The 19876-nt window shown below is 44.4% G+C and carries 17 protein-coding genes; 9 read left to right on the top strand and 8 right to left on the bottom strand.

What is annotated here, in order from left to right; translation table 11 throughout:
- Positions 1–8: 8 nt before the first annotated feature.
- Genes R7P64_RS02350 through fhuB form a run of 4 tightly spaced genes read left to right on the top strand, consistent with a single transcriptional unit; the run spans position 9 to position 5832 of the window.
- The gene (locus tag R7P64_RS02350) at positions 9–2111 is read left to right on the top strand and encodes a TonB-dependent siderophore receptor (protein WP_318123135.1); all 2103 of its coding nucleotides are present in this window, start codon (positions 9–11) and stop codon (positions 2109–2111) included.
- Positions 2112–2162: 51 nt separating this feature from the next.
- Complete coding sequence (locus R7P64_RS02345) at positions 2163–2948, top strand: ABC transporter ATP-binding protein (protein ID WP_005383893.1); 786 nt, start codon at positions 2163–2165, stop codon at positions 2946–2948.
- On the top strand, positions 2939–3868 hold the full coding sequence (locus R7P64_RS02340; RefSeq protein WP_052767716.1) for an iron-siderophore ABC transporter substrate-binding protein: 930 nt from the start codon (positions 2939–2941) through the stop codon (positions 3866–3868). Before R7P64_RS02345 ends, R7P64_RS02340 begins: the two co-directional genes overlap by 10 nt.
- Entirely contained in the window at positions 3865–5832 is a 1968-nt protein-coding gene (fhuB, locus tag R7P64_RS02335; protein ID WP_318118372.1) for a Fe(3+)-hydroxamate ABC transporter permease FhuB, read from the top strand. Before R7P64_RS02340 ends, fhuB begins: the two co-directional genes overlap by 4 nt.
- A gap of 95 nt (positions 5833–5927) precedes the next feature.
- Here fhuB and R7P64_RS02330 read toward each other — a convergent pair whose 3' ends face one another.
- The 8 genes from R7P64_RS02330 to R7P64_RS02295 form a co-directional block, all read right to left on the bottom strand.
- Positions 5928–6776, bottom strand: a complete 849-nt coding sequence (locus R7P64_RS02330; RefSeq protein WP_158173213.1) for a mechanosensitive ion channel family protein — start codon at positions 6774–6776, stop codon at positions 5928–5930.
- Between the two features lie 95 nt (positions 6777–6871).
- On the bottom strand, positions 6872–8212 hold the full coding sequence (locus R7P64_RS02325; RefSeq protein ID WP_005383906.1) for an HlyD family type I secretion periplasmic adaptor subunit: 1341 nt from the start codon (positions 8210–8212) through the stop codon (positions 6872–6874).
- Positions 8187–9905 carry a type I secretion system permease/ATPase gene (locus R7P64_RS02320; protein ID WP_005375169.1) on the bottom strand — a complete coding sequence of 573 codons (1719 nt, stop codon included), beginning with the start codon at positions 9903–9905 and terminating at the stop codon, positions 8187–8189. The genes R7P64_RS02325 and R7P64_RS02320 overlap by 26 nt, the downstream gene beginning before the upstream one ends.
- Positions 9906–10057: 152 nt before the next feature.
- A complete protein-coding gene (locus R7P64_RS02315; RefSeq protein WP_005375168.1) occupies positions 10058–10648 on the bottom strand; it encodes a calcium-binding protein in 591 nt (196 codons plus the stop codon).
- A gap of 206 nt (positions 10649–10854) precedes the next feature.
- On the bottom strand, positions 10855–11511 hold the full coding sequence (locus R7P64_RS02310) for a LuxR C-terminal-related transcriptional regulator (protein WP_213986957.1): 657 nt from the start codon (positions 11509–11511) through the stop codon (positions 10855–10857).
- 228 nt (positions 11512–11739) lie between these two features.
- Positions 11740–12408, bottom strand: coding sequence for a LuxR C-terminal-related transcriptional regulator (locus R7P64_RS02305; RefSeq protein ID WP_021707603.1), 669 nt, complete (start codon positions 12406–12408; stop codon positions 11740–11742).
- A gap of 246 nt (positions 12409–12654) precedes the next feature.
- Positions 12655–12855, bottom strand: a complete 201-nt coding sequence (locus R7P64_RS02300) for a restriction endonuclease subunit S (protein ID WP_005375165.1) — start codon at positions 12853–12855, stop codon at positions 12655–12657.
- A 56-nt stretch (positions 12856–12911) separates the two neighbouring features.
- Positions 12912–14828 (bottom strand): methyl-accepting chemotaxis protein, encoded by a 1917-nt coding sequence (locus R7P64_RS02295; protein WP_017821859.1) that lies wholly within the window; start codon positions 14826–14828, stop codon positions 12912–12914.
- Positions 14829–15138: 310 nt separating this feature from the next.
- Here R7P64_RS02295 and R7P64_RS02290 point away from each other — a divergent pair, with 310 nt between their 5' ends.
- From R7P64_RS02290 to R7P64_RS02270, 5 genes are all read left to right on the top strand, one after another.
- Positions 15139–16095: an AAA family ATPase gene (locus tag R7P64_RS02290; RefSeq protein WP_005383914.1), complete on the top strand. Its 957-nt coding sequence runs from the start codon at positions 15139–15141 to the stop codon at positions 16093–16095.
- A 13-nt stretch (positions 16096–16108) separates the two neighbouring features.
- Complete coding sequence (locus R7P64_RS02285; RefSeq protein ID WP_064354905.1) at positions 16109–17035, top strand: DUF58 domain-containing protein; 927 nt, start codon at positions 16109–16111, stop codon at positions 17033–17035.
- Positions 17036–17072: 37 nt separating this feature from the next.
- Positions 17073–17549, top strand: coding sequence for a DUF4381 domain-containing protein (locus R7P64_RS02280; protein ID WP_054574933.1), 477 nt, complete (start codon positions 17073–17075; stop codon positions 17547–17549).
- A complete protein-coding gene (locus tag R7P64_RS02275) occupies positions 17542–18546 on the top strand; it encodes a vWA domain-containing protein (RefSeq protein ID WP_213968270.1) in 1005 nt (334 codons plus the stop codon). Before R7P64_RS02280 ends, R7P64_RS02275 begins: the two co-directional genes overlap by 8 nt.
- Positions 18539–19876: VWA domain-containing protein (locus R7P64_RS02270; protein ID WP_318123133.1), on the top strand; the 1338-nt coding region annotated here is incomplete at its 3' end. The genes R7P64_RS02275 and R7P64_RS02270, both read left to right, overlap by 8 nt.

Here is a 19876-nt window from a genome sequence, read left to right as displayed (position 1 = left end):
ATAGATTTATGCAAAAGAATAACTCACTGACCATCGCTATCCGCAACGCGTTGGTTTGTGCTTTAGCACCTACTGCAGTGGTTGCATTCACAGCACAAGCTCAAGAAGACGTCGTACAAGATGACGTGATTGCCATGGAGACCATAACGGTCACCGCGCAAGCACTTAAAGTAGAAACCCCTGCGGCAGAAACGCCGCGTAGCGTATCTATCATTTCTGAAGATGAACTTCGTGTTCGTGCACCGAAAAAACTAGATGAAGCATTACGCTACACGTCTGGTGTAACCGCTCAACCTTATGGCGCAGACAACGACACTGATTGGTTCAAAGTTCGTGGATTTGATGCAGCGACTTACCTAAACGGCAACCGCCTATTCCGCGATGGTTACTACACATGGTTGGTCGAACCTTACGGCCTAGAAAGTGTAGAAGTCGTTAAAGGTCCATCGGCTATTCTGTTTGGTGAATCGGCACCAGGCGGTATCGTGAATGCTGTTCAGAAAAAACCAACGTTTACGCCTCAAGGCGAAGTAAAAGTCGAAGTTGGCAACAACCAACACCAATCCGTAGGTTTTGACATTGCTGACGAAGCAAACGACGCAGGCACTGTGCGCTATCGTTTGGTTGGCTTGATGACAAGCCAAGATGGTGAACTGGACGGCACAAACAACGAGCGTTTCTACCTAGCGCCAAGTGTCGAGTTCGACATTTCTGACCGTACAATGCTGACCGTTTTGGCAACTTACCTTCGTGATGACGGTGTACCAACTAACCCATTCTTCCCAGCAGCAGGTACTCTGATTGGTTCTAACTTTGGCAAAATCGATCCTTCGACTAACCTTGGTCAGCCAAACTACGATAAATACGAACGCACGCAGTTTTCTCTGGGTTACTTACTAGAGCACGACATCAATGACACGTGGTCACTCTCGCAAAACCTCAACTACGGTTCGAATGAGTTGTACTTGCGCAGCTCTTACGCGTTCTCAAACAACGATCCAGCGAGAGAAGAATTAACGCAAGGCATCGTATTCCGTGACGGAAAAAACCAGAGCATCACGTTCGATAACAATGCTGTCGGCAACTGGATGACAGACAACGCAGAGCACACAGTGCTTATCGGTATGGATCTGCAATTCCACAAAACCGATGGCGACGAGCAAGACAACTATGCATTTGGCACTATCAACCCGTGGAACCCAGTTTACGGCAACTTCACCCCTCTTGATCCTGCCAACAACGTGAAACGTGAGATTGAGAAATCTCAAGCAAGTCTCTATTCACAATACCAATTGAAACTGCATGAACAGTGGATTGGTAACATAGGTGCTCGTTACGACTGGGTGAAAACAGAAAACTCTGGCAAAGGCGCTACCGTTGATCAAAGTGAATCTCGTGATGATGGTCAGCTCTCTCTAAGTGCGGGTGTGATGTACCTTGCAAACAATGGCCTGTCACCTTACGTAAACTACTCTCAGTCGCTTGAAGTGATCAGCACTATTGATGCGGCAACCAATGAACTTTACAAACCGCTGGAAGGCGAGCAAGTAGAAGTGGGTGTAAAGTATGAGCCAAGCTTTATGGATGGCTTTATCAACCTTGCATGGTTCGACATCACGCAAAAGAACGCGTTGGTCACAAACCCATCAACATGGATTGCGACACAAACAGGTGAAGTGACATCTCAAGGTGTTGAGCTAGAAAGCACGGCGCAGCTAACCGACGATCTAAAACTGATGGCAAGCTACACCTACACTAAAGCGAAAACAGATGAGAGCTTTGGCCAAGGTAAAAAACAAGCCGCACTTATTCCTGAGCACCAAGCTTCTGCATGGGTAGACTACAGCGCCTACAGCCTGATTCCAGGCCTCAATATCGGTACTGGTGTGCGCTACGTAGGTGAGTCAAAAGATAACCCTAAGAGCTCGAACCTAACGGTTCCTTCAGTCACTCTTTGGGATGCGTCAGTCACTTACGACATCACTTCACAGTGGCAAGCACAGCTAAACGTGAACAACATCCTAGATAAAGAGTTTGTTTCAGGTTGCGATTACTGGTGTTACTACGGCCAGTCTCGCTCTGTTATGCTAAACGCAAACTACCGCTGGTAATTGTACTTCTACTCCCCTCTATTGAGGGGAGTTTTCTCCTAAGAGCCATCCATGTTTCAACTGTCTAATATTGAGATCGTGCGAGGTGGACGTCAGATCCTCGGCATCGAACAACTTAACATCCCAACAAATGAGCTAACGGTCGTTTTAGGCCATAACGGTTCAGGTAAGTCGACACTGGTGAACCTGCTTTCTGGTCAAATGCCACCAGATAAAGGCACGGTAACACTAAACGATACTTCCCTTTCATCACTCAAAACCAAAGAGTTGGCAAAACAGATCGCCTATTTGCCACAAAAGCTGCCCTCTTCAGCTGGTTTAACGGTAGAAGAGCTAGTGCGCTTAGGTCGCTTTCCGTGGCGTGGGGCACTTGGTCGTTGGAAAACCGAAGACAAACAGATCATCACGCAGGCTATGGAACGAACAGGGGTTACACCTTTTGCTCAAGCTTTGGCGGATGACTTATCGGGCGGTGAGCGCCAACGTGCTTGGGTGTCTATGCTACTGGCTCAACAATCGCCAATTTTAATTCTCGATGAGCCAACCTCGGCGCTCGATGTTCACCATCAGTTTCAACTAATGGCGCTGCTGGCAGAACTGAATCGAACCGAGAATGTAGGCATTATCGTGATCCTGCACGATCTGAACTTAGCACTGCGCTACGCCACCCACATTGTTGCGCTCAAAAAAGGTAAAATTGCCTTCGAAGGCAACGCCGACATGTTGTTAGACGAGGCACGCCTTTCTAAACTATATGAGTCACCAATTAAGCTGATTGAGCACCCAAGCCCGGCTAACACATTAGCGAGCCAAAAGGTGGCTGTTGTATGCGCATAATGGCTCGTTTACTTACCGTGGTTACACAATCTGCTTTTCTCCTCGCATTTTTTATGACCAATGCACATGCAGTCATCACCGTTACCGATGAATATGGTGAGCATAGTTTTGAGCACGCGCCACAACGCGTTGTTGCCTTAAACTGGGACATCTTAGAACAAGTTTTGGCGCTAAACGTAGAACCAATCGCAGCCCCAAATTTACCAGGCTACCGCCAATGGGTCGTCAATCCAACTGCACCAGAGTCAATTGAAGATATTGGAACCCGAGCAGAGCCCAACTTAGAAAAAATAGCCAGTTTGAAACCAGATGTCATCCTTGCTGCGTCTCCACAGCAAGACTTGATTCCGTTACTCAAACAAATTGCTCCGGTAATCTATTTACCTAATTTTTCTGAAAATGAGGCCGCAGCTGAAACGGCCATTCGTCACTTTCGTACGCTCAGCAAGCTATTCAATAAAGAGGCACTTGCTGAACAGAAACTGGCAGAATTAGATGCTTCATTTGCGCAGATGCGCCAGCGAATTCGCCACTATTACTCTGCTCCACTCAGCGTTCTTGTGATGCGATTTTCAACCCCGAATACTGTATTACTTGCAACCGAAAACTCCACCACTGACTACGTGGTTAGAAAACTGGGATTACAGGCTCCAATTAAAGAGGACCCACGTGCGTGGGGAGTAAAGCAAGATCGAATCAATCGGCTTCAGGGCCTCAAAAACAGCTACGTTCTCTACGTACAGCCTTTCCCAGAAGAACGAAAACTGAAAGAGTCGCCACTTTGGCAAGCGATGCCGTTTGTGAAAAAGCAGCGGGTAAATTCAGTCAGAGCAGTGTGGGCGTATGGCGGTGCCATGTCTTTGCAATACACCGCTGAAGCGATTACCGACAGTCTAATAGAGTTGGCACCAGAACAATGAGAACGAAACATTATATTGGTTATCTGGCGCTGATTACGTTACTTAGCGTCTTTAGCCTACAAATTGATACTAATTTATCACTTTTCGAACAATGGCAATTATTAACAAAACCAGAGGTAGCAACCGAGTTTCGTGACGTATTCTTTACGCAAGCGCAGCTTCCTAGGTTAAGTATGACCCTGCTTGTTGGTGCCATGCTTGGTCTCACCGGCAGCTTAATGCAGCAATTAACGCAGAATAACCTCACCTCGCCGTTGACTCTTGGCACCTCTTCTGGTGCTTGGCTTGCATTAGTCGTGGTAAACATTTGGTTCGTCGATTGGGTCGCCGATTACTCTGCATTAGCCGCAATGGTTGGGGCTTTAGTGGCGTTTGGCCTGATCGTATCAATTGCCGGTGTGCGTAATATGACAGGTTTGCCGCTGGTCGTTTCGGGGATGGTGATCAATATCTTGCTCGGTTCTATCGCCACAGCCATTATTATTTTAAACGCCCAGTTCGCACAGAATATTTTTATGTGGGGAGCCGGAGACCTCTCTCAATACAGCTGGGATTGGTTTGAGTGGTTATTGCCTCGCTGCGCTATCGCAATCGTAATTTTGATCGTTGCACCACGTATTCTGACCTTAATGAAACTAGGACAAGAAGGCGCAGCAGCCCGAGGCTTAGCGGTATTACCCGCGTTTGGTGCGTTAATGGTGATGGGTATTTGGCTGGTATCTGCCTCAATCACCGCAGTTGGTATTATCAGCTTCATCGGATTACTGACACCCAATATTGCCAGAGCAATGGGGGCAAGAACACCGCGCGACGAATTGATCAGCAGCATGCTTTTGGGCGCAATGCTACTAATCATCACAGACTCTGCCGCTATCTCGCTGAGCTTATGGTTAGAGGAAACCATTCCTAGCGGCGTAGCGGCTGCAGCTATTGGCGCTCCCGCTTTAATTTGGTTTACTCGTAAAAAGCTGACGGCAACCGATCAACTTAACCTTTCAATGAGCCAAAGAAAAACGGCACTTTCTAAACGCGCGGTATGCAGCATTGCGCTATTCAGTCTGATTGGGATTCTAGCTTACTCATTCGTTACCCATGGTATAAACGGAATTCAATGGTCTGTGCCAGGTGAGTTCCAATGGCAATTGCGTTGGCCGCGAATGTTAACCGCACTTTCTGTCGGTATTGCGCTATCCGTTGCCGGAATCATTTTGCAACGCATTGTTTACAACCCTCTGGCAAGTCCCGATATTCTCGGTGTGTCTTCCGGAGCCACGTTTGCCATTATAACGACAGGAGTCATCGCTGGGTCGCTTCTCTCCGCATTTAGCTGGGGTATCGCTTTTTTCGGAAGTATGTCCGTATTGATGTTATTGCTGATTATCGGTAAACGAAGCCATTTTAATCCATCTAACTTCGTGTTGTCCGGCATCGCACTAACGGCACTATTAGAAGCCCTCGTTCAATTTTCGCTAGCTCAAGGCTCAGGTGACAGTTACAAAATTTTATTGTGGCTAACTGGTTCTATTTATCGAGTCACAGCCGACACCGCACTGATGCTATGTTTGGCCATAATAGTTATGCTTGCCGCTGTATTCTCGATTTCTCGTTGGCTAACACTAATTTCCATCGGGCGACAATTCTCAAATGCACGAGGGCTTAACCCTACCGTAGCCAATACGCTTATGCTCACCATCGTTGCTTTGTTATGCGCCTTTTCTACCGCTACAGTTGGTCCAATATCTTTTGTTGGCTTGGTCGCTCCCCATATGGCGATGATGTTAGGAGCAAGAAAAGTGAAAGAGCAACTGTGTGTCGGTGCCTTAATTGGCGCAACCCTAATGTTGTGGGCAGATTGGCTAGGACAAATCGCTATTTATCCAAGTCAGGTCGCAGCTGGCACGTTGGTCGCTATTATAGGCAGCACTTACTTCCTATTTTTAATGCTGAAGAGTAAATTCAGCTAAGTTGGGAATATTGTTACAGCCTAAAAATACGCTAAGAAAAACAAACCCCGCTATTTTGATAGCGGGGTTTGAAATTAAAGGCGAAGTACGATGCTCTATTCTTCTCGCACTACAGGAAAACGTTGCTCATAAAGTTCCATAAAGTCCTTACGAATTAAGTGCTCTAAGTGGTTCGCTTTATCGGTTGGGCAGAAAATCATCACGTGCATAATTTGTTCACCATTAATGTTGCTAGAAATATGCATATGTGGCTCAGAACCAGGAAGGTCAACACCGGCATGTTTTTCAATCATCGCATTGTAACGATGTGCAACATCAGCAAAGTAACTGCAATGTTCTTCAATTTTATCAGTTAAAATCGGTAACAGTGGATACAAATTGACGAAGTCTTTCACCACTACAGAAAAGTTGTGGTAAACGTACCGCTTCATGAAGTTGAGGTTCTTTACTGGATAGGTAAAGAACATACTATTAGGCAATGTCGCTGTTTTGCCGGTGTAATGATATTGCCCGTGATGCAGGTCGATCTCTTGAATCACCGTCGCCATCATATTGTGCTCAATCACTTCACCACACAACTTTCCGACCTCAATCCAGTCTCCAACGCGAAAAGAACGCGAACTTGCTCTTTGAATCGAACCCGTAAAACACAAAATGATTTCTTTGGATGCCACTACAATGGCAACGGCAATCGCAGTTACACTCAGAGCAAACTCGTTAATTTCTGATTGCCATAAAATAAATAAAATCAGTAATGTAACAGCAAAGGTGCCATTTTTAGTTCTGGACATCCAACTACGCTGATCTTCTGAGAGAAAAGCGTGATCACCACGAATCATCGATAAAATTGCACGACGAATTAACCACATAATCGCAAAGATCAGTGCGGTAAAAATCAATTTATGAGTGAGAAGAAAATCGACAACTAACTGCACTTTCTCCATTCCACGGCTCCCTCGAATAAAAATACGGCTCAGTAACAGCTAACGATAACAAATTATTTTGTCTGTTGTCCGTGCTCACTCAAGTCTTTTTGAAATTACTCCTCTCTGAAGGCGCGATTCATGCTTTCTGTAATTGGCTTTATTAGGTAGCTCAATGGCGTTCGTGGCTCAGATAAAATAAGCACTTCGGCATTCATGCCTGAGGTTAAACGATGTTTTGTCACATCTTCCGGTGAAATTGCAATTCTAGCGAGATAAAAATCTTCTTGGTTTTCTTGCGAGAGCTTATCGGCAGAAATCGTCAGCACTGTACCGTCTAAAGGTGCCAACGTCCGTGCATTCAGAGCGGTCAGACGAACATGCGCTTGCTGGCCTGGATTCACTAAATCAATATCCTGAGGATTAACACGAGCCTCGACTAACAACTTATCGTCTTGCGGGACCAGTTCTAGTAACGTTTCACCCGACCCAATCACACCTTTTTCGGTAAACACTTGCATGTTGACTACGCGACCAGAAATAGGTGCGTTGATCGTTGTTCTTGCGACAATATCTTGAGCGGAGCGATATTCTTCCCGAATTGCGACAATTTCCGTTTTGGTATTTCGTAGTTCCTCGACAATCTCATTCAGCCTTTCAAGCTTCAACTCTTCAATTTGCGCTAGGTTCTCATCTAACCTTTTTCTAACGGTGAGCGATTGCCTGTCTAACTGGCTTAAGGTACTTCTCACCTCCGCTGCTAAGCGCTTGAGTTGAAGTAAAGTAGATTTTCCCGAGAAACCTTTTTGCACCAAGGCTTGGTTGCTGTCTATTTCTTCAGCAATAAAGTTGAGTCGTTCCGTCTCAATCACTTTGGTTTGCTGAAGGTTTTCAAGCTCTAAATTTGCTCCAGAAATACTCTGCTCAATGATACTCAGTTTACTATCAAAGAATCGCTTTCTCGCTTCAAAGATCTTGTTTTGAACCAGTTGTGCTTCTTGTACGATATCGACACGGGGAATGCTTTCAAGATCATCAGACCATACAATCGTTGGAAGCTCGTCAAGCTCCGCACTTAAACGGTTTTCCTTTGCTAGAGTATGGATAAAACGACCACTTAACGAGTCCAACTTAGCCATAGCTTGACGCTTAGAAAGTTGAATTAATAACTGACCTTTTTCGACTAAATCCCCCTCCTGTACATATAGCTTTTCAATAATACCGCCTTCTAAATGCTGAATTTCTTGTCGCTTAGTGAGAACTGACAAATCACCATAAGCAATCGCTGCACTTTCTAATTTGGCTGTTGCAGCCCAGTAGCCAAGACCTCCAAGAAAAACACTTAAGGTCACCACACCAAGTAAAATTGGTTTTCGAAAGCTTAGTCTCGCTTTGGGGCTAAAACGATATACGATCTCGGTAGAACTCTGATTAACGGTTGGCAGTTGATTGCTCATTTCTTACCCTTGGGATATCTGTTCTTTCTTCGCCCATCAAACGTTTTAATACTTCATCTTTAGCGCCGTATAACTTGACTCGGCCGTCAGCCAAATACAACAGCCTATCCATTTGTCGTAACGTACTCGGATTGTGGGCAATGACGATAATCGTTGTACTCTGTGCTTTTAAATGGGCAATCAAACGTTGATACGCAGCCTCTCCCTCACCATCGAGGTTGGCATTCGCTTCATCGAAAATCACAATAGATGGGTCGCCATAAACGGCTCTTGCAAGAGCGATTCTCTGCCTTTCCCCCCCAGATAAACCGCGGCCATTTTCACCAATAATGCAATCATAGCCTTTGTTTTTCTTGAGTATTAATTCATGACATCCTGCTAGTTGCGCCGCCTTGATAACTTTAACCGGGTCTTCTTCTTTAAAGCGCGCGATGTTCTCTCGAATTGTGCCAGGAAATAACTCCACCTCTTGAGCGAGATACCCAAAATGCACGCCGCGATCTTCAGATGCCCATACGGAGACTTCCATTCCATCAAGAGTCACTTTACCCGCTAATGGCTTAACCGTACCTAATAACAGCCGAGCAAACGTCGATTTACCCGTACCAGAAGGGCCAATCACCCCAACAGCAACACCCGGAGGAATCGATAAGCTGATCGATGAGAGCACTGGTTCGGTTGCTCCAGGATGGCGATAGGCTAGTCCGGTAAGCTCATAGTGTCCTTTTGGTTTAGGCAGTGGCATATCTGATTCATCTTGGCGCACGATCGCATCGATTTCTTTCAACCTTTTATAGGCGCCTTTAGCAGACATCGCACTTCGCCACGTGCCTATCGCCTGCTCCATCGGCGATAATGCCCGACTCATTAATATGGAGCTCGCGATCATCGCCCCTGCCGTTATCTCATGTTGGATTACTAACCATGCACCACCTCCCAGTAAAAATATCTGTAGTGATCCACGCACAAACTTAGAAAAGTTAGCCATGTAGATAGACTTACCTGCAACTCGCTCTTCAAGCACATTCACTTCACTCACGCGCGACTGCCACTTCTCTAAAAATGCATTCATCATCCCCATTGCGAGAATTGAATTGGAGTTTTGCGTGGCTAATTCAGCGTTGTTGATATGAGAAATCGCTCTGACTTCGCTCTCTTGCATTGTTTTACGCGTCATCAGCTCATTAAGTAGACCTAGGCTAAACAATACGATAGATCCAAGTAACGCGATGTGACCTAGTATCGGGTGCAATAAATACACAAATAAAATAAACAGCGGTGTCCAGGGCGCATCCAACAGTGGATAAGGTGCTTGACTGCTCAAAAAGCTTTTGATGTTCTGAATGTCTCTCAGAGTTTGCGAGGTATAACTCTTCCCGGTATGTGATTGATATTGAATCGTGCGCTTGAGCATGAAAGCGGAGAGTTTTGTGTCCATCCAATAACCAAAAGATTTACTCATTTGTGCTCGTGCAATGTCGATGATGGACATGGTTAACAGCGCGACAATTACGATGACAGTGAGCAAGAATAAAGTATCGGTTGAGTAGGAGGATATCACCCGGTTGTACACTTGAAGCATGTACAGCGGAATCGAGAGAACCAATAAGTTGATAAAAAGGCTAAAAACGATCAGCAAGCCCGCAAGCGTGCATAGTTTTTGTTTCACTTCTTTGAAAACCGTTTTTTGCACGACTACTTCCGTTTAACGTGAAAATTGTAGGCGCCAGAAATACTAGCGCCTAGCTTAAGGTAACCTCAAATCGCTCTAGAGTGTCCGATTAGTTCACCTCTGCATGGCAGAGCCACGCAAACTAATTCCCATCCAGAGTTATTTTCAGTCGTTTAGATTACGAACAGATCAGCACCATAGGTGTTGATGTCAGTTTCAGTCACGCCAATAAGTTTCACTGTTAGATCAGCCCCATCGGTAAACACTGCATTCCCAACCGCATCGTAGCTAAAGCTTAAATCACCAAAATCAGTGACAGAGTCGCTAATGATGTGCAAAGAGTCTTCACCAATGGTGAAGTCAACAACTTTGGCTTCGCCATGGCCACCAAACTTATCCGTGAACACAAACTTATCGCCATTGCTGCCGCCAACTAAAACGTTGTCACCAGAACCAGCAACAAGAATATCTTCACCGACACCACCATTTAATTTATTGTCGCCCAGCAAACCCAACAGCAAGTCATTACCGGTACCACCGCCGAGGTAGTCGTTTCCTGTACCAGCCCTAAGGATGTCATCTCCAGCACCACCAGTTAGGCGATCATCGCCGTCGCCGCCGATCACATAATCATTACCGCCACCGCCAACAAACGAGTCATTACCACCAAAACCGATAAACAAATCATCGCCGCCATCGAAATCAGCAAATTGGTTATTTACACCTGCATCGCCTAAATACGTGTCATTGTCACTTGCGCTCATTTTTATTCCCTCTTAGCTTATTAATTGAATAGACCTTCTGTTCCACGTCTGACTAGATTCGTCACGACATGAGAAGTCTAATAGTCAACTGAATAGGAATAAGTTTGAATATGGGATGATATTTCAGACTGACATTTTAATAATAAATATAAAATTTAGTACTTTATAGAGTATTTTCTTTTTATTACAGCAAGTTAATACTAGTACTACAGGTTTCTCCTAGCCCAACTTGTAGCTTGCGTACGGTTCTTTACTTCTAACTTTCTAAAAATATTGTATAGATGTGATTTAATAGTATGCTCGCTGATAAATAAAGAATCAGCGATTTCCATATTTGAACCACCTTCTTTCAACATTTTTAAAACCTGAACTTCACGCCGAGTAAGCTCAACCTCAATAGCAGGTTCGATAATGTTATTTGCTTCTCTACCTCGATAATAATTTACTAGCTGATCAAGTAATCTTCGAGACAGCCAGTTATCCCCTTTTATTATTGCTTTTAATCCCTGACAAACCTTGTCCATTGAATCTCCTGGACCAAATATACCTTTTACATGAGGCCAAGAAGCGAGTTCTTCTGTGTCTAAGTCATAACCTAGATTAAGCATTATGGTTCCTAGCACTTTATTACTATCTTTTAAATAAACTAAAGTTTCGGAAGGAATCTCAACTGAAAAATCAACAAGCAAAAAGTAGCGTTCCGGAATGAGTTCATGATAGCTAGGGTTTTTAGTATCAATGATCGTTATTTTAGTTTCTGTATTTTTAGAAAGCATTTCCTTAAAGTTTTCACTCTGTAAACTTTGTTGAGTGAGCATTAGGATTTCAGGCTTTTCCATATACTGTTCCATAATGTTTCTCATACTTTCAGTGACTTAACATTCTTAAATTAGTAGTTAATCGTCAGCACTTAGTTTGATATGTAAGTGCTAGTTCACAGAGTAAAGTTATTTGCTACTTTTTTAAATTCTAAAGTTATTAAAAAGAGAATCAAAAAAAGTGTTTCTCATAAAAGAAACACTTTTAACACATTCAGGTCACAGAAATTATTAAGAGTTTACTAAATTAGGCAACCTAATATTGCAATAGCATTACACCGTTAACGAGTTGTCTGAAATATTTTCCTTTGCCCAAATAAGTGCTTGAACTCTATTTTTCACATCAATCTTCTTGAAAATATTATGTAAATGCGTTTTTACCGTATTCTCGCTGACAAATAATTGTTCGGCGATTTGTTGATTGGACGCCCCCATGGAAAGAAAGGTAATTATTTGTTGCTCTCGTTTGGTCAGAATAGCGGAAACATTCTTATTTATAGGTTTGCAATGTCGACGAAGGTAAGTAATGTACTGCTGAGAAAACTTACGGCTGAACCACATATCTCCTTGAAGCACCTTACCAATACCAACTTGCAACGTTTTTATATCATCAGAGGTATAGAAAATACCGGCCAAAGTACGCCAAGCAAAGAGATCTTCTGTCGATATGGATTGCTCACAATTAATTAAGATTTCAAGCGTGTCTTTCTGCTTGGCCGCTTTAAACTCCGCATAACGGCGAAAAATTTCATCCGTGATCACGCTGCAATCAACAATAATGGCTGATGCAAGAGACTCATGTAACACTCCGTGAATCAGATTATCTGGCGTGATTAGAGCAACACTAATACCGAGTTTGGTCTCCAATACATCTTTCAACAGAGATGACTGTAGACTTCCCTCCGTGATTAAAATAACGTTTCTTTTTTTTTGCTGCTCCATCCTGATCGCATTCCCTTGGTCGTTTTTATTGAAATACGCAATAGATTTAGATAGAGCGGTAGTATTGTCAAGTATGAAAATCACTAGTACTAATTAATAACTCATTGAAGTGTCAATAATTTTTAAGTGGCAAGTATGTGAGAGGTATTAGCATTTTTCAGACATTAAAAAAGGGAGTATAAACTCCCTTTTTGTGTTTGAGCAGGTGATTTAATCACGCACGTTAGAGGCAAAACACCACCTAACTTAGTGGATTGGAACTGCGTTTTTTTGGTTAAACTTACCAAAGTGTTGTTCTAACACTTCTGGCGTCAGCTTACCTTCCGCTTCCAGCTTTTTCAGCTCAGCGACGATCGCTTTTTGCTCTTCTAGCGACGGCAGTTTTACTTCTGGCTCCTGAGCGGTTTCTTGAGAAATTTGCTCTAGTTCTTTTTCGAAGTCATTCATAGTACTTACCTAAAATTAATGATTGAACTTTTAAACTTCGCCTATTCTATCCAACTCTATAACTTGAAGCTACCAACCATCTTGTCTAAACGAGAAGAGAGCGCTTGAAGATCGCGACTTGCATCCGCCAACTCTTCTGCTGTCGCGGTTGTCATTTCATTTATCGCGTTGATTTCTTCGATATTTTGATTAATGGTATGCACCACCGTGGATTGCTCTTCCGTCGCCGTTGCAACTTGTGTATTACGATCAGAGATGTCGGTGATTCGTTCAGAAATACTGATTAATACCTCGACTGCTTCATCGGTAGAAGTAACCCCTTCTATGGTGACCGCTTTGCCCGCTTCCATAGCACTTACCGCGTCTTGTGCGTCACTTTGAAGCTGATTGATCATGCGCTGAATCTCTTCTGTAGAATCGGCCGTGCGTGAAGCTAGGTTTCTTACCTCATCAGCAACAACCGCAAAACCACGTCCCTGCTCACCAGCACGAGCAGCTTCAATTGCAGCGTTTAGCGCAAGTAAATTCGTTTGTTCAGAGATGTCACGAATTACACCCAGAATCGAGCCAATATCTTTGGTTGTCGATGCCAACTGCGTAACAACAATATTGGTTGTTTCAACATCATCGGCTAGGCGGCTGATCACCTCTTTTGCTTTCATCACAACTTCTCGACCAGTTTGAGTGTTATCTGAAGCCTGATTTGCCGTATCAGCAGCGGTAGCAGCGTTCGATGCAATTTCACTGATGGTCGCACCCATTTGGTTGATAGCTGCAACTACTTGAATGGTTTGATCACGCTGCTCTTGGCTGTTGTCGTGTGTGGATGTTGCTTTCGTTGACACACTTTCTGCCGCTTGACTTAATGAGCCACTGGTTAAAGCAACCTCTTTCATCGTGGCATGAATCTTCTCAATAAATCCATTAAAGCCTTTTGAAAGCTGAGCAATTTCATCATTACCCTTAATTTCAATACGCTGCGCCAAATCGCCTTCACCTTGCCCAAGGTCGGTAAAACGATCGGCAATCAGTCGGATTGGTTTCGTAATGCTGTTTGCCAACCATACGCCCATGAGGATGAATACAACGGCAACAATGATGGTCGTAAACAGCATTTTTTTAGCTGTCGCATTCAGGTCTGCGAATACTTCATCAACGGGAACCACGCCAATAACAAACCAGTTCATTGAAGGAACATACAAACTAGAAACAAAAGTATCCTGCCCTTCAAACTCCACATTAATTAGGTTGAAGCTATTTTTGTTCAACAGCGCACTTGCGTCACTACCAAATAGTTTAGTGATAGAAGTTTGGTTCTTACCTTGTTGGCGGTGTATTTGAATCTGGCCTTGTTCATTAGTGAGGAACACGTAACCCGTATCTTCAATTTTAAACCCATTGAGCAAAGCAACCATGTCTCCCATAGATTTAGAGAGACCTGACATTGATGTACCATTAAGATCTTGGAAATTGGCAAACATTTTCACTTCGCCATTTGCCTCTTGGAACACACTCACGGACGTTTCTTGACCAGACGACGTAAATCCAAAGAACCAAGCATCTTGCGTTCGGTTAAGTTGACGTAAGAATCCGTTTTGATTCCAGTAATATGCCGTTTGACGATTCGCTACCGACGCATCATTAAGACCATACTGTGATTTAACGTTATTGAGCTGCTGAACCAACTGAACTTCTACTGACGGATCACGGTCTGTATTAGATAGGGCTTCAACAATAAATTCGTTTGTAGCCAGCTGTTTTGCCGCTTGTTGCATTTCGACAACTTCGCGGTCAATTTCGGTATTGATTTGCTGCAACATCGCAGGTAGCTCGATGTCAATAAGACGATGGCTCAATACATCTCTCGCATGACGCTGAGCCATAACACCAACAATGATTGTTGATGCTAGAACAGCAAACGTAATGCCAAGTACAACCTTCTGTTTGATGCTCAAGGAATGAAGTTTCAACATATTCGGACCTTTTAAAAGAATCACTTGTTATTGGCCCCACAAGGGGAATCAGGTGCATATCTCATGACACGCACACCACGGAATCTTTATCGGCTCATATGTACAAAACTAGAGGCATTTCTCATTATATTATGAAAAATAAATGTAACACACTGTCAAATAAGCACTTTCAGAGATAGCACGTACTTGCAATTCTCTGTAGCGTCCCAATATTGAAAAGATAAATTGCAATAGAGCATTGGAACTTTTTTCACATGGAAAATGACCAATACTCAACACGAAAATCACATGGATACCGAGAGTCCAAAGCATGCATAAATCTAACTTCGAAACTCTTCAGCAATACTTAGAGTCGCAGATCATCGGACAGCAAGATCTGGTAAAGCAACTGCTTGTTGCGCTTCTTGCGGATGGGCATATTTTAGTTGAAGGCCCTCCTGGGTTAGCAAAAACCCGTGCAGTAAAATCACTCTCAGACTGTGTTGAAGGCGACTTCCACCGAATTCAGTTCACCCCTGACTTGCTGCCAGCCGATTTAACCGGCACCGATATCTTCCGTCCAGAAACCGGAGAATTCACTTTCCAGTCAGGTCCTATCTTCAACTCGCTTATTCTTGCGGATGAGATAAACCGTGCACCGGCCAAAGTACAAGCGGCAATGCTTGAAGCAATGGCAGAGAAACAAGTCACAGCAGGTCGTCATACCTACCCGCTGCCAGAGTTGTTTTTGGTTATGGCAACTCAAAACCCGATAGAGCAAGAAGGGACCTACCCCCTTCCTGAAGCGCAGCTAGACCGCTTTTTATTGCATTTAGAAGTGGAATACCCAGATGCAGAGCATGAGCTATCTATCTTGCGTATTAACCGCGGAGAAGCAAAGGGCGAAGTAAAGGTTGAACGCCCAATGTTAAGCCAACAAGATATATTCACTGCACGTAAAGAAGTGTTGGATATTCATATGGCGGAAACGATAGAGCAGTACATCGTCCGTTTAGTTATGGCGACACGTCAAGCCAACGAATATGACACTGAGTTGGACAAGTGGTTGTCAATGGGTGTGAGTCCGCGTGCCACCATCGCTCTTGATCGCTGTGCACGTGCGCACGCTTGGCTTGCTGGTCGTGATTTTGTCTCTCCGGAAGATGTTCAAACCATGGCTTATCCGGTACTGCGCCACCGTTTATTATTGAGTTACCACGCTCAAGCGGAAGGCATTACGGCAAACCAGGTCATCGATAAACTGCTAAACCTTGTTGGCAGTGCATAAACAGGTGAGTGATATGTCCGCTACACATTCATTACCACCTCATGCGAATGGGGTGACATTAACCCTTGAAGAGCTGCTCCAATATCGCACTCAATCTGTACGTTGGTTACCACCAGCACAGAGTCTCTGGTCGCAGATGAGTGGTAACCATACCAGTCGCCAAAAAGGGCGAGGTATGGATTTTATGGAGGTGCGCCAATATCAACCTGGCGACGATATTCGCAGCATTGATTGGCGAGTCACCGCTAGGACCGGTAAAGCACATACGAAGTTGTTTGCAGAAGATAAAGAGCAAGCGGTCATTCTTTATCTTGATCTAAGTTCTAGTCTACATTTTGGATCTAAGTATGTACTCAAATCCGTTCAATTGGCCCACTTTGCCAGTGTTCTAATTTGGCTAACTCTAGCTAAAAAAGATCGCATCGGCGCAGTGATTGATGACGGACATCAATGTCTTGAATTTCGCCCCTCTTCTTTACAAAGACAAGGGCTGCGGATTCTTAACGCCATAGTCGACATACATAATGCGCAAGTAACTCGTACTGCAAGCAACGACACTCGTACACTGCCGTATACACAAGTATTGGAGACACTTCATACGCTCACCCCAAAAGGCAGCGAATTGATTATGCTCAGTGACTTTGCCCACGTAACACCAACGGAACTGGCACAACTACGTCGACTCAAACAACACAATAGCGTAAGGGCCGTTCAGTTTTATGATCCGTTAGAAAGAGGCGAAACAGACTTTAGAGGTCAAGTGAAAGCTTCGGATGGGCAGCATAGTCAATGGTTTAACTTTGGCTCTAAAGGACAACGAAGAGAACTCGAAAGCCACTTTACCCAACATCAAGAAACCATTAAGCAGCAATGCCATTCAATAGCAATTCCATTTAACACGCTATCAAGTGGCTGGCCCTTAATTTCACAATTAAGCTAACAAACTGACAAGCAGTATTTATTAAGCAGTAATAATAATGACAACAAACAACCAAAGCCTAAACCTTGAACCTTTGATTTTGCCAAACGCACCGGATTGGTTTCCGCTCGCTTGGGGATGGTGGGTGGTGCTTGCAGCCACCTTGCTCTTCGTTTTCGGCATTTGTCTTTATGTGAGATGGCGTAAAAAACACTTACGCGCAAAAAAGACAGCATTAACACTTTTAACTCAACCTACCGCGCCTCATACCCCCTCTTCTGCTCTGGAAATATTGCGCCAGGCAGCATTGAGTTACTTTCCGCGTGAAGAGATCGCACCATTAACCGGAATCGCTTGGTATGAATTTCTCGATAGCCATACCAAAGAAAGTCGATTCGTAGACAAACAACATCAGTGGCAAGAAGCGTTGTATCAGAATTCTTCCCAAGGGCAGCATCAAAGCTTGGTAGACGATTGTGTCTTTTGGATAACCTACGCTTTGCCACCAAAGAAAAAGGCAAATAACCGTGACTGAGCAAACACTCATAACCGATCTTGCCCAATGGCTAAACATTGAATTTGTCTGGTGGTGGGCACTGTTTTTTTTGCCCATCCCATGGCTGGTATACAAGTTCCTGCCACAAGAATCTCAACAAGCCGAGATCAAATTGGCGTACTTACCAACCAATGAGAATCGCAGCAAGCCTAAGCAAGCGCTGCAAAAAGCACTTTCAATCGCGATCTGGGGCCTTCTTGTCGTCGCTTGTGCGCGTCCAGTTTGGTTTGGCGATCCCGTTGAATTCCAACCCAAGTATCGGGACTTGATGTTAGTCGTCGATCTGTCCGGTTCGATGCAGCAGGAAGACATGGAACTCAACGGCGAATATATCGATCGCCTCACAGCAGTCAAAAAAGTTCTGTCTGATTTCGTAGCAAAGAGAAAAGGTGACCGTCTCGGAGTTGTTTTGTTTGGCGACCATGCTTATTTGCAAACACCACTCACTGCAGACCGAAAAAGCGTCATGCAACAGATTAATCAAACCGTCATCGGTTTGGTTGGTCAACGAACCGCCATTGGTGATGGTATTGGTTTAGGCACAAAAACCTTTGTAGACAGTGATGCTCCCCAACGAGTCATGATTTTGCTCAGTGACGGCAGCAATACTGCAGGGGTGCTCGAGCCGCTAGAAGCAGCGAAAATTGCGAAAAAATACAACGCCACTATTTACACCGTGGGCGTGGGCGCTGGTGAAATGATGGTGAAAGAGTTTTTCATGACTCGCAAAGTCAACACCGCAGCCGACTTAGATGAACAAACACTGACTAAAGTGGCAGAGGTGACAGGTGGACAATATTTTCGAGCGCGAGATACAGAAGAGCTCGAAAAGATTTATGACACCATCAACCAGCTAGAACCCGTATCTAGCGACACACAAACTTGGCGCCCACAGTCTGAATGGTTTCCATATCCATTAAGCGCTGCATTTGTATTATCGGTATTGTTATTCCTATTAAGGAGAAAACATGGCTGAGTTTATTTTCCTCAATCCTTATTGGCTTTTGGGGCTCATCGTGCTCCCTATCGCACTCTTGCTTAATCACAAATTTAGAGCCCAAAAGTCCACACTGATTGCCCCTCACCTAGCGCGGATGCTCGGACAAAACACGCAGTCTAAGCATTACTTCACTCTATGGGGTTTAGCTTGGGCAATAACTTGCATTTCATTAGCGGGGCCAAGCTGGCAGTCTAACGCTCGACCAAGCTTTGAGTTAAACCAAAGTCGTATCTTGGTGCTTGATATGTCTCGCTCTATGTTTGCTACAGACATCAAACCCAATCGGCTAGCACAAACACGTTATAAGGCGCTCGATTTGCTGCCTAAATGGAAAGAGGGAGCCACTGGACTTATTGCTTACGCTGGCGATGCCTATAACTTAAGTCCACTGACAACTGATTCCAGTACGCTTGCTGGCATTATCGAAAATTTGTCACCAGAGCTGATGCCTTTTCAAGGGGCAAACCTGCCTGCCGCGATTGAACTGGCGATCAATCAGTTTTCTCAAGCAGGCACGCAACAAGGCGATATCATCGTGTTAGCGGATGATCTTGATATGTCAGAGCTGTCTCGCGCGTTAGATTTAGTCCAAGGTACAAAGTTTCGCATTTCTGTTCTTGCCGTCGGGACTCCTAACGGTGCGCCTATCGCGCTGCCCGATGGCTCTCTGCTAAAAACTGCACAAGGCACAACCGTCGTAGCGAAAACAAATCTGAAAAATCTACAAACGCTAGCGAATAAGACTGGTGGCCTATTTGTTCCTATTCAACACACCAACCGTGATGTTGAAAACATCGCGGCCTTTACCAATAACATTGGTAGCCAGCTTTCTGCGACCCAAAGCGAAGAAGTTAAAACTGATTCTCGTCTCAACAGTGGCTTTTGGTTACTGCCGTTGTTACTTCTTCCTGCGGCTTTACTGTTTCGACGCGGCCTGATTTGGATGGTAGTTGCGACTGTAGTCCCAGTAACGTGGACACCGCATGCAGAAGCTAATCCGTTCTTAAATGCCGACCAACAAGGAGCGGAACTCTACAAGCAAGGTGAGTATGAACAGGCGCAAAACCTATTTACAAACCCAAGCTGGAAAGGAGCCGCCAGTTATCAAAAAGGTGACTACGAAGCCGCTATCAAAGCATTTTCTCATGATGCCTCCCTTAACGGCCGCTATAACCTCGCCAACTCGCTCGCTCAAAATGGTCAATTAGAAGATGCGGCTGATTTGTATAAAAAGCTGCTAGAGGAAAAGCCTAACTTTGAAGCCGCGAAGAAAAACCTATCGGTTGTAGAAGAAAAGCTAAAACAG

The sequence above is a fragment of the Vibrio sp. 2304 genome, assembly GCF_033339475.1.
Taxonomy (GTDB): Bacteria; Pseudomonadota; Gammaproteobacteria; order Enterobacterales; family Vibrionaceae; genus Vibrio; species Vibrio alginolyticus.
The sequence above is the reverse complement of the archived record's forward strand: the minus strand, read 5'-3'. Positions and strand labels throughout refer to the sequence as shown.

Coding starts and splice junctions, on each gene's coding strand:
- R7P64_RS02290 (WP_005383914.1), top strand. CDS start 15,139: ATGCATAAATCTAACTTCGAAACTCTTCAGCAATACTTAGAGTCGCAG.
- R7P64_RS02340 (WP_052767716.1), top strand. CDS start 2,939: ATGCGCATAATGGCTCGTTTACTTACCGTGGTTACACAATCTGCTTTT.
- R7P64_RS02350 (WP_318123135.1), top strand. CDS start 9: ATGCAAAAGAATAACTCACTGACCATCGCTATCCGCAACGCGTTGGTT.
- R7P64_RS02325 (WP_005383906.1), bottom strand. CDS start 8,212: ATGAGCAATCAACTGCCAACCGTTAATCAGAGTTCTACCGAGATCGTA.
- R7P64_RS02345 (WP_005383893.1), top strand. CDS start 2,163: ATGTTTCAACTGTCTAATATTGAGATCGTGCGAGGTGGACGTCAGATC.
- R7P64_RS02330 (WP_158173213.1), bottom strand. CDS start 6,776: ATGGAGAAAGTGCAGTTAGTTGTCGATTTTCTTCTCACTCATAAATTG.
- R7P64_RS02315 (WP_005375168.1), bottom strand. CDS start 10,648: ATGAGCGCAAGTGACAATGACACGTATTTAGGCGATGCAGGTGTAAAT.
- R7P64_RS02285 (WP_064354905.1), top strand. CDS start 16,109: ATGTCCGCTACACATTCATTACCACCTCATGCGAATGGGGTGACATTA.
- fhuB (WP_318118372.1), top strand. CDS start 3,865: ATGAGAACGAAACATTATATTGGTTATCTGGCGCTGATTACGTTACTT.
- R7P64_RS02295 (WP_017821859.1), bottom strand. CDS start 14,828: ATGTTGAAACTTCATTCCTTGAGCATCAAACAGAAGGTTGTACTTGGC.
- R7P64_RS02310 (WP_213986957.1), bottom strand. CDS start 11,511: ATGAGAAACATTATGGAACAGTATATGGAAAAGCCTGAAATCCTAATG.
- R7P64_RS02280 (WP_054574933.1), top strand. CDS start 17,073: ATGACAACAAACAACCAAAGCCTAAACCTTGAACCTTTGATTTTGCCA.
- R7P64_RS02300 (WP_005375165.1), bottom strand. CDS start 12,855: ATGAATGACTTCGAAAAAGAACTAGAGCAAATTTCTCAAGAAACCGCT.
- R7P64_RS02305 (WP_021707603.1), bottom strand. CDS start 12,408: ATGGAGCAGCAAAAAAAAAGAAACGTTATTTTAATCACGGAGGGAAGT.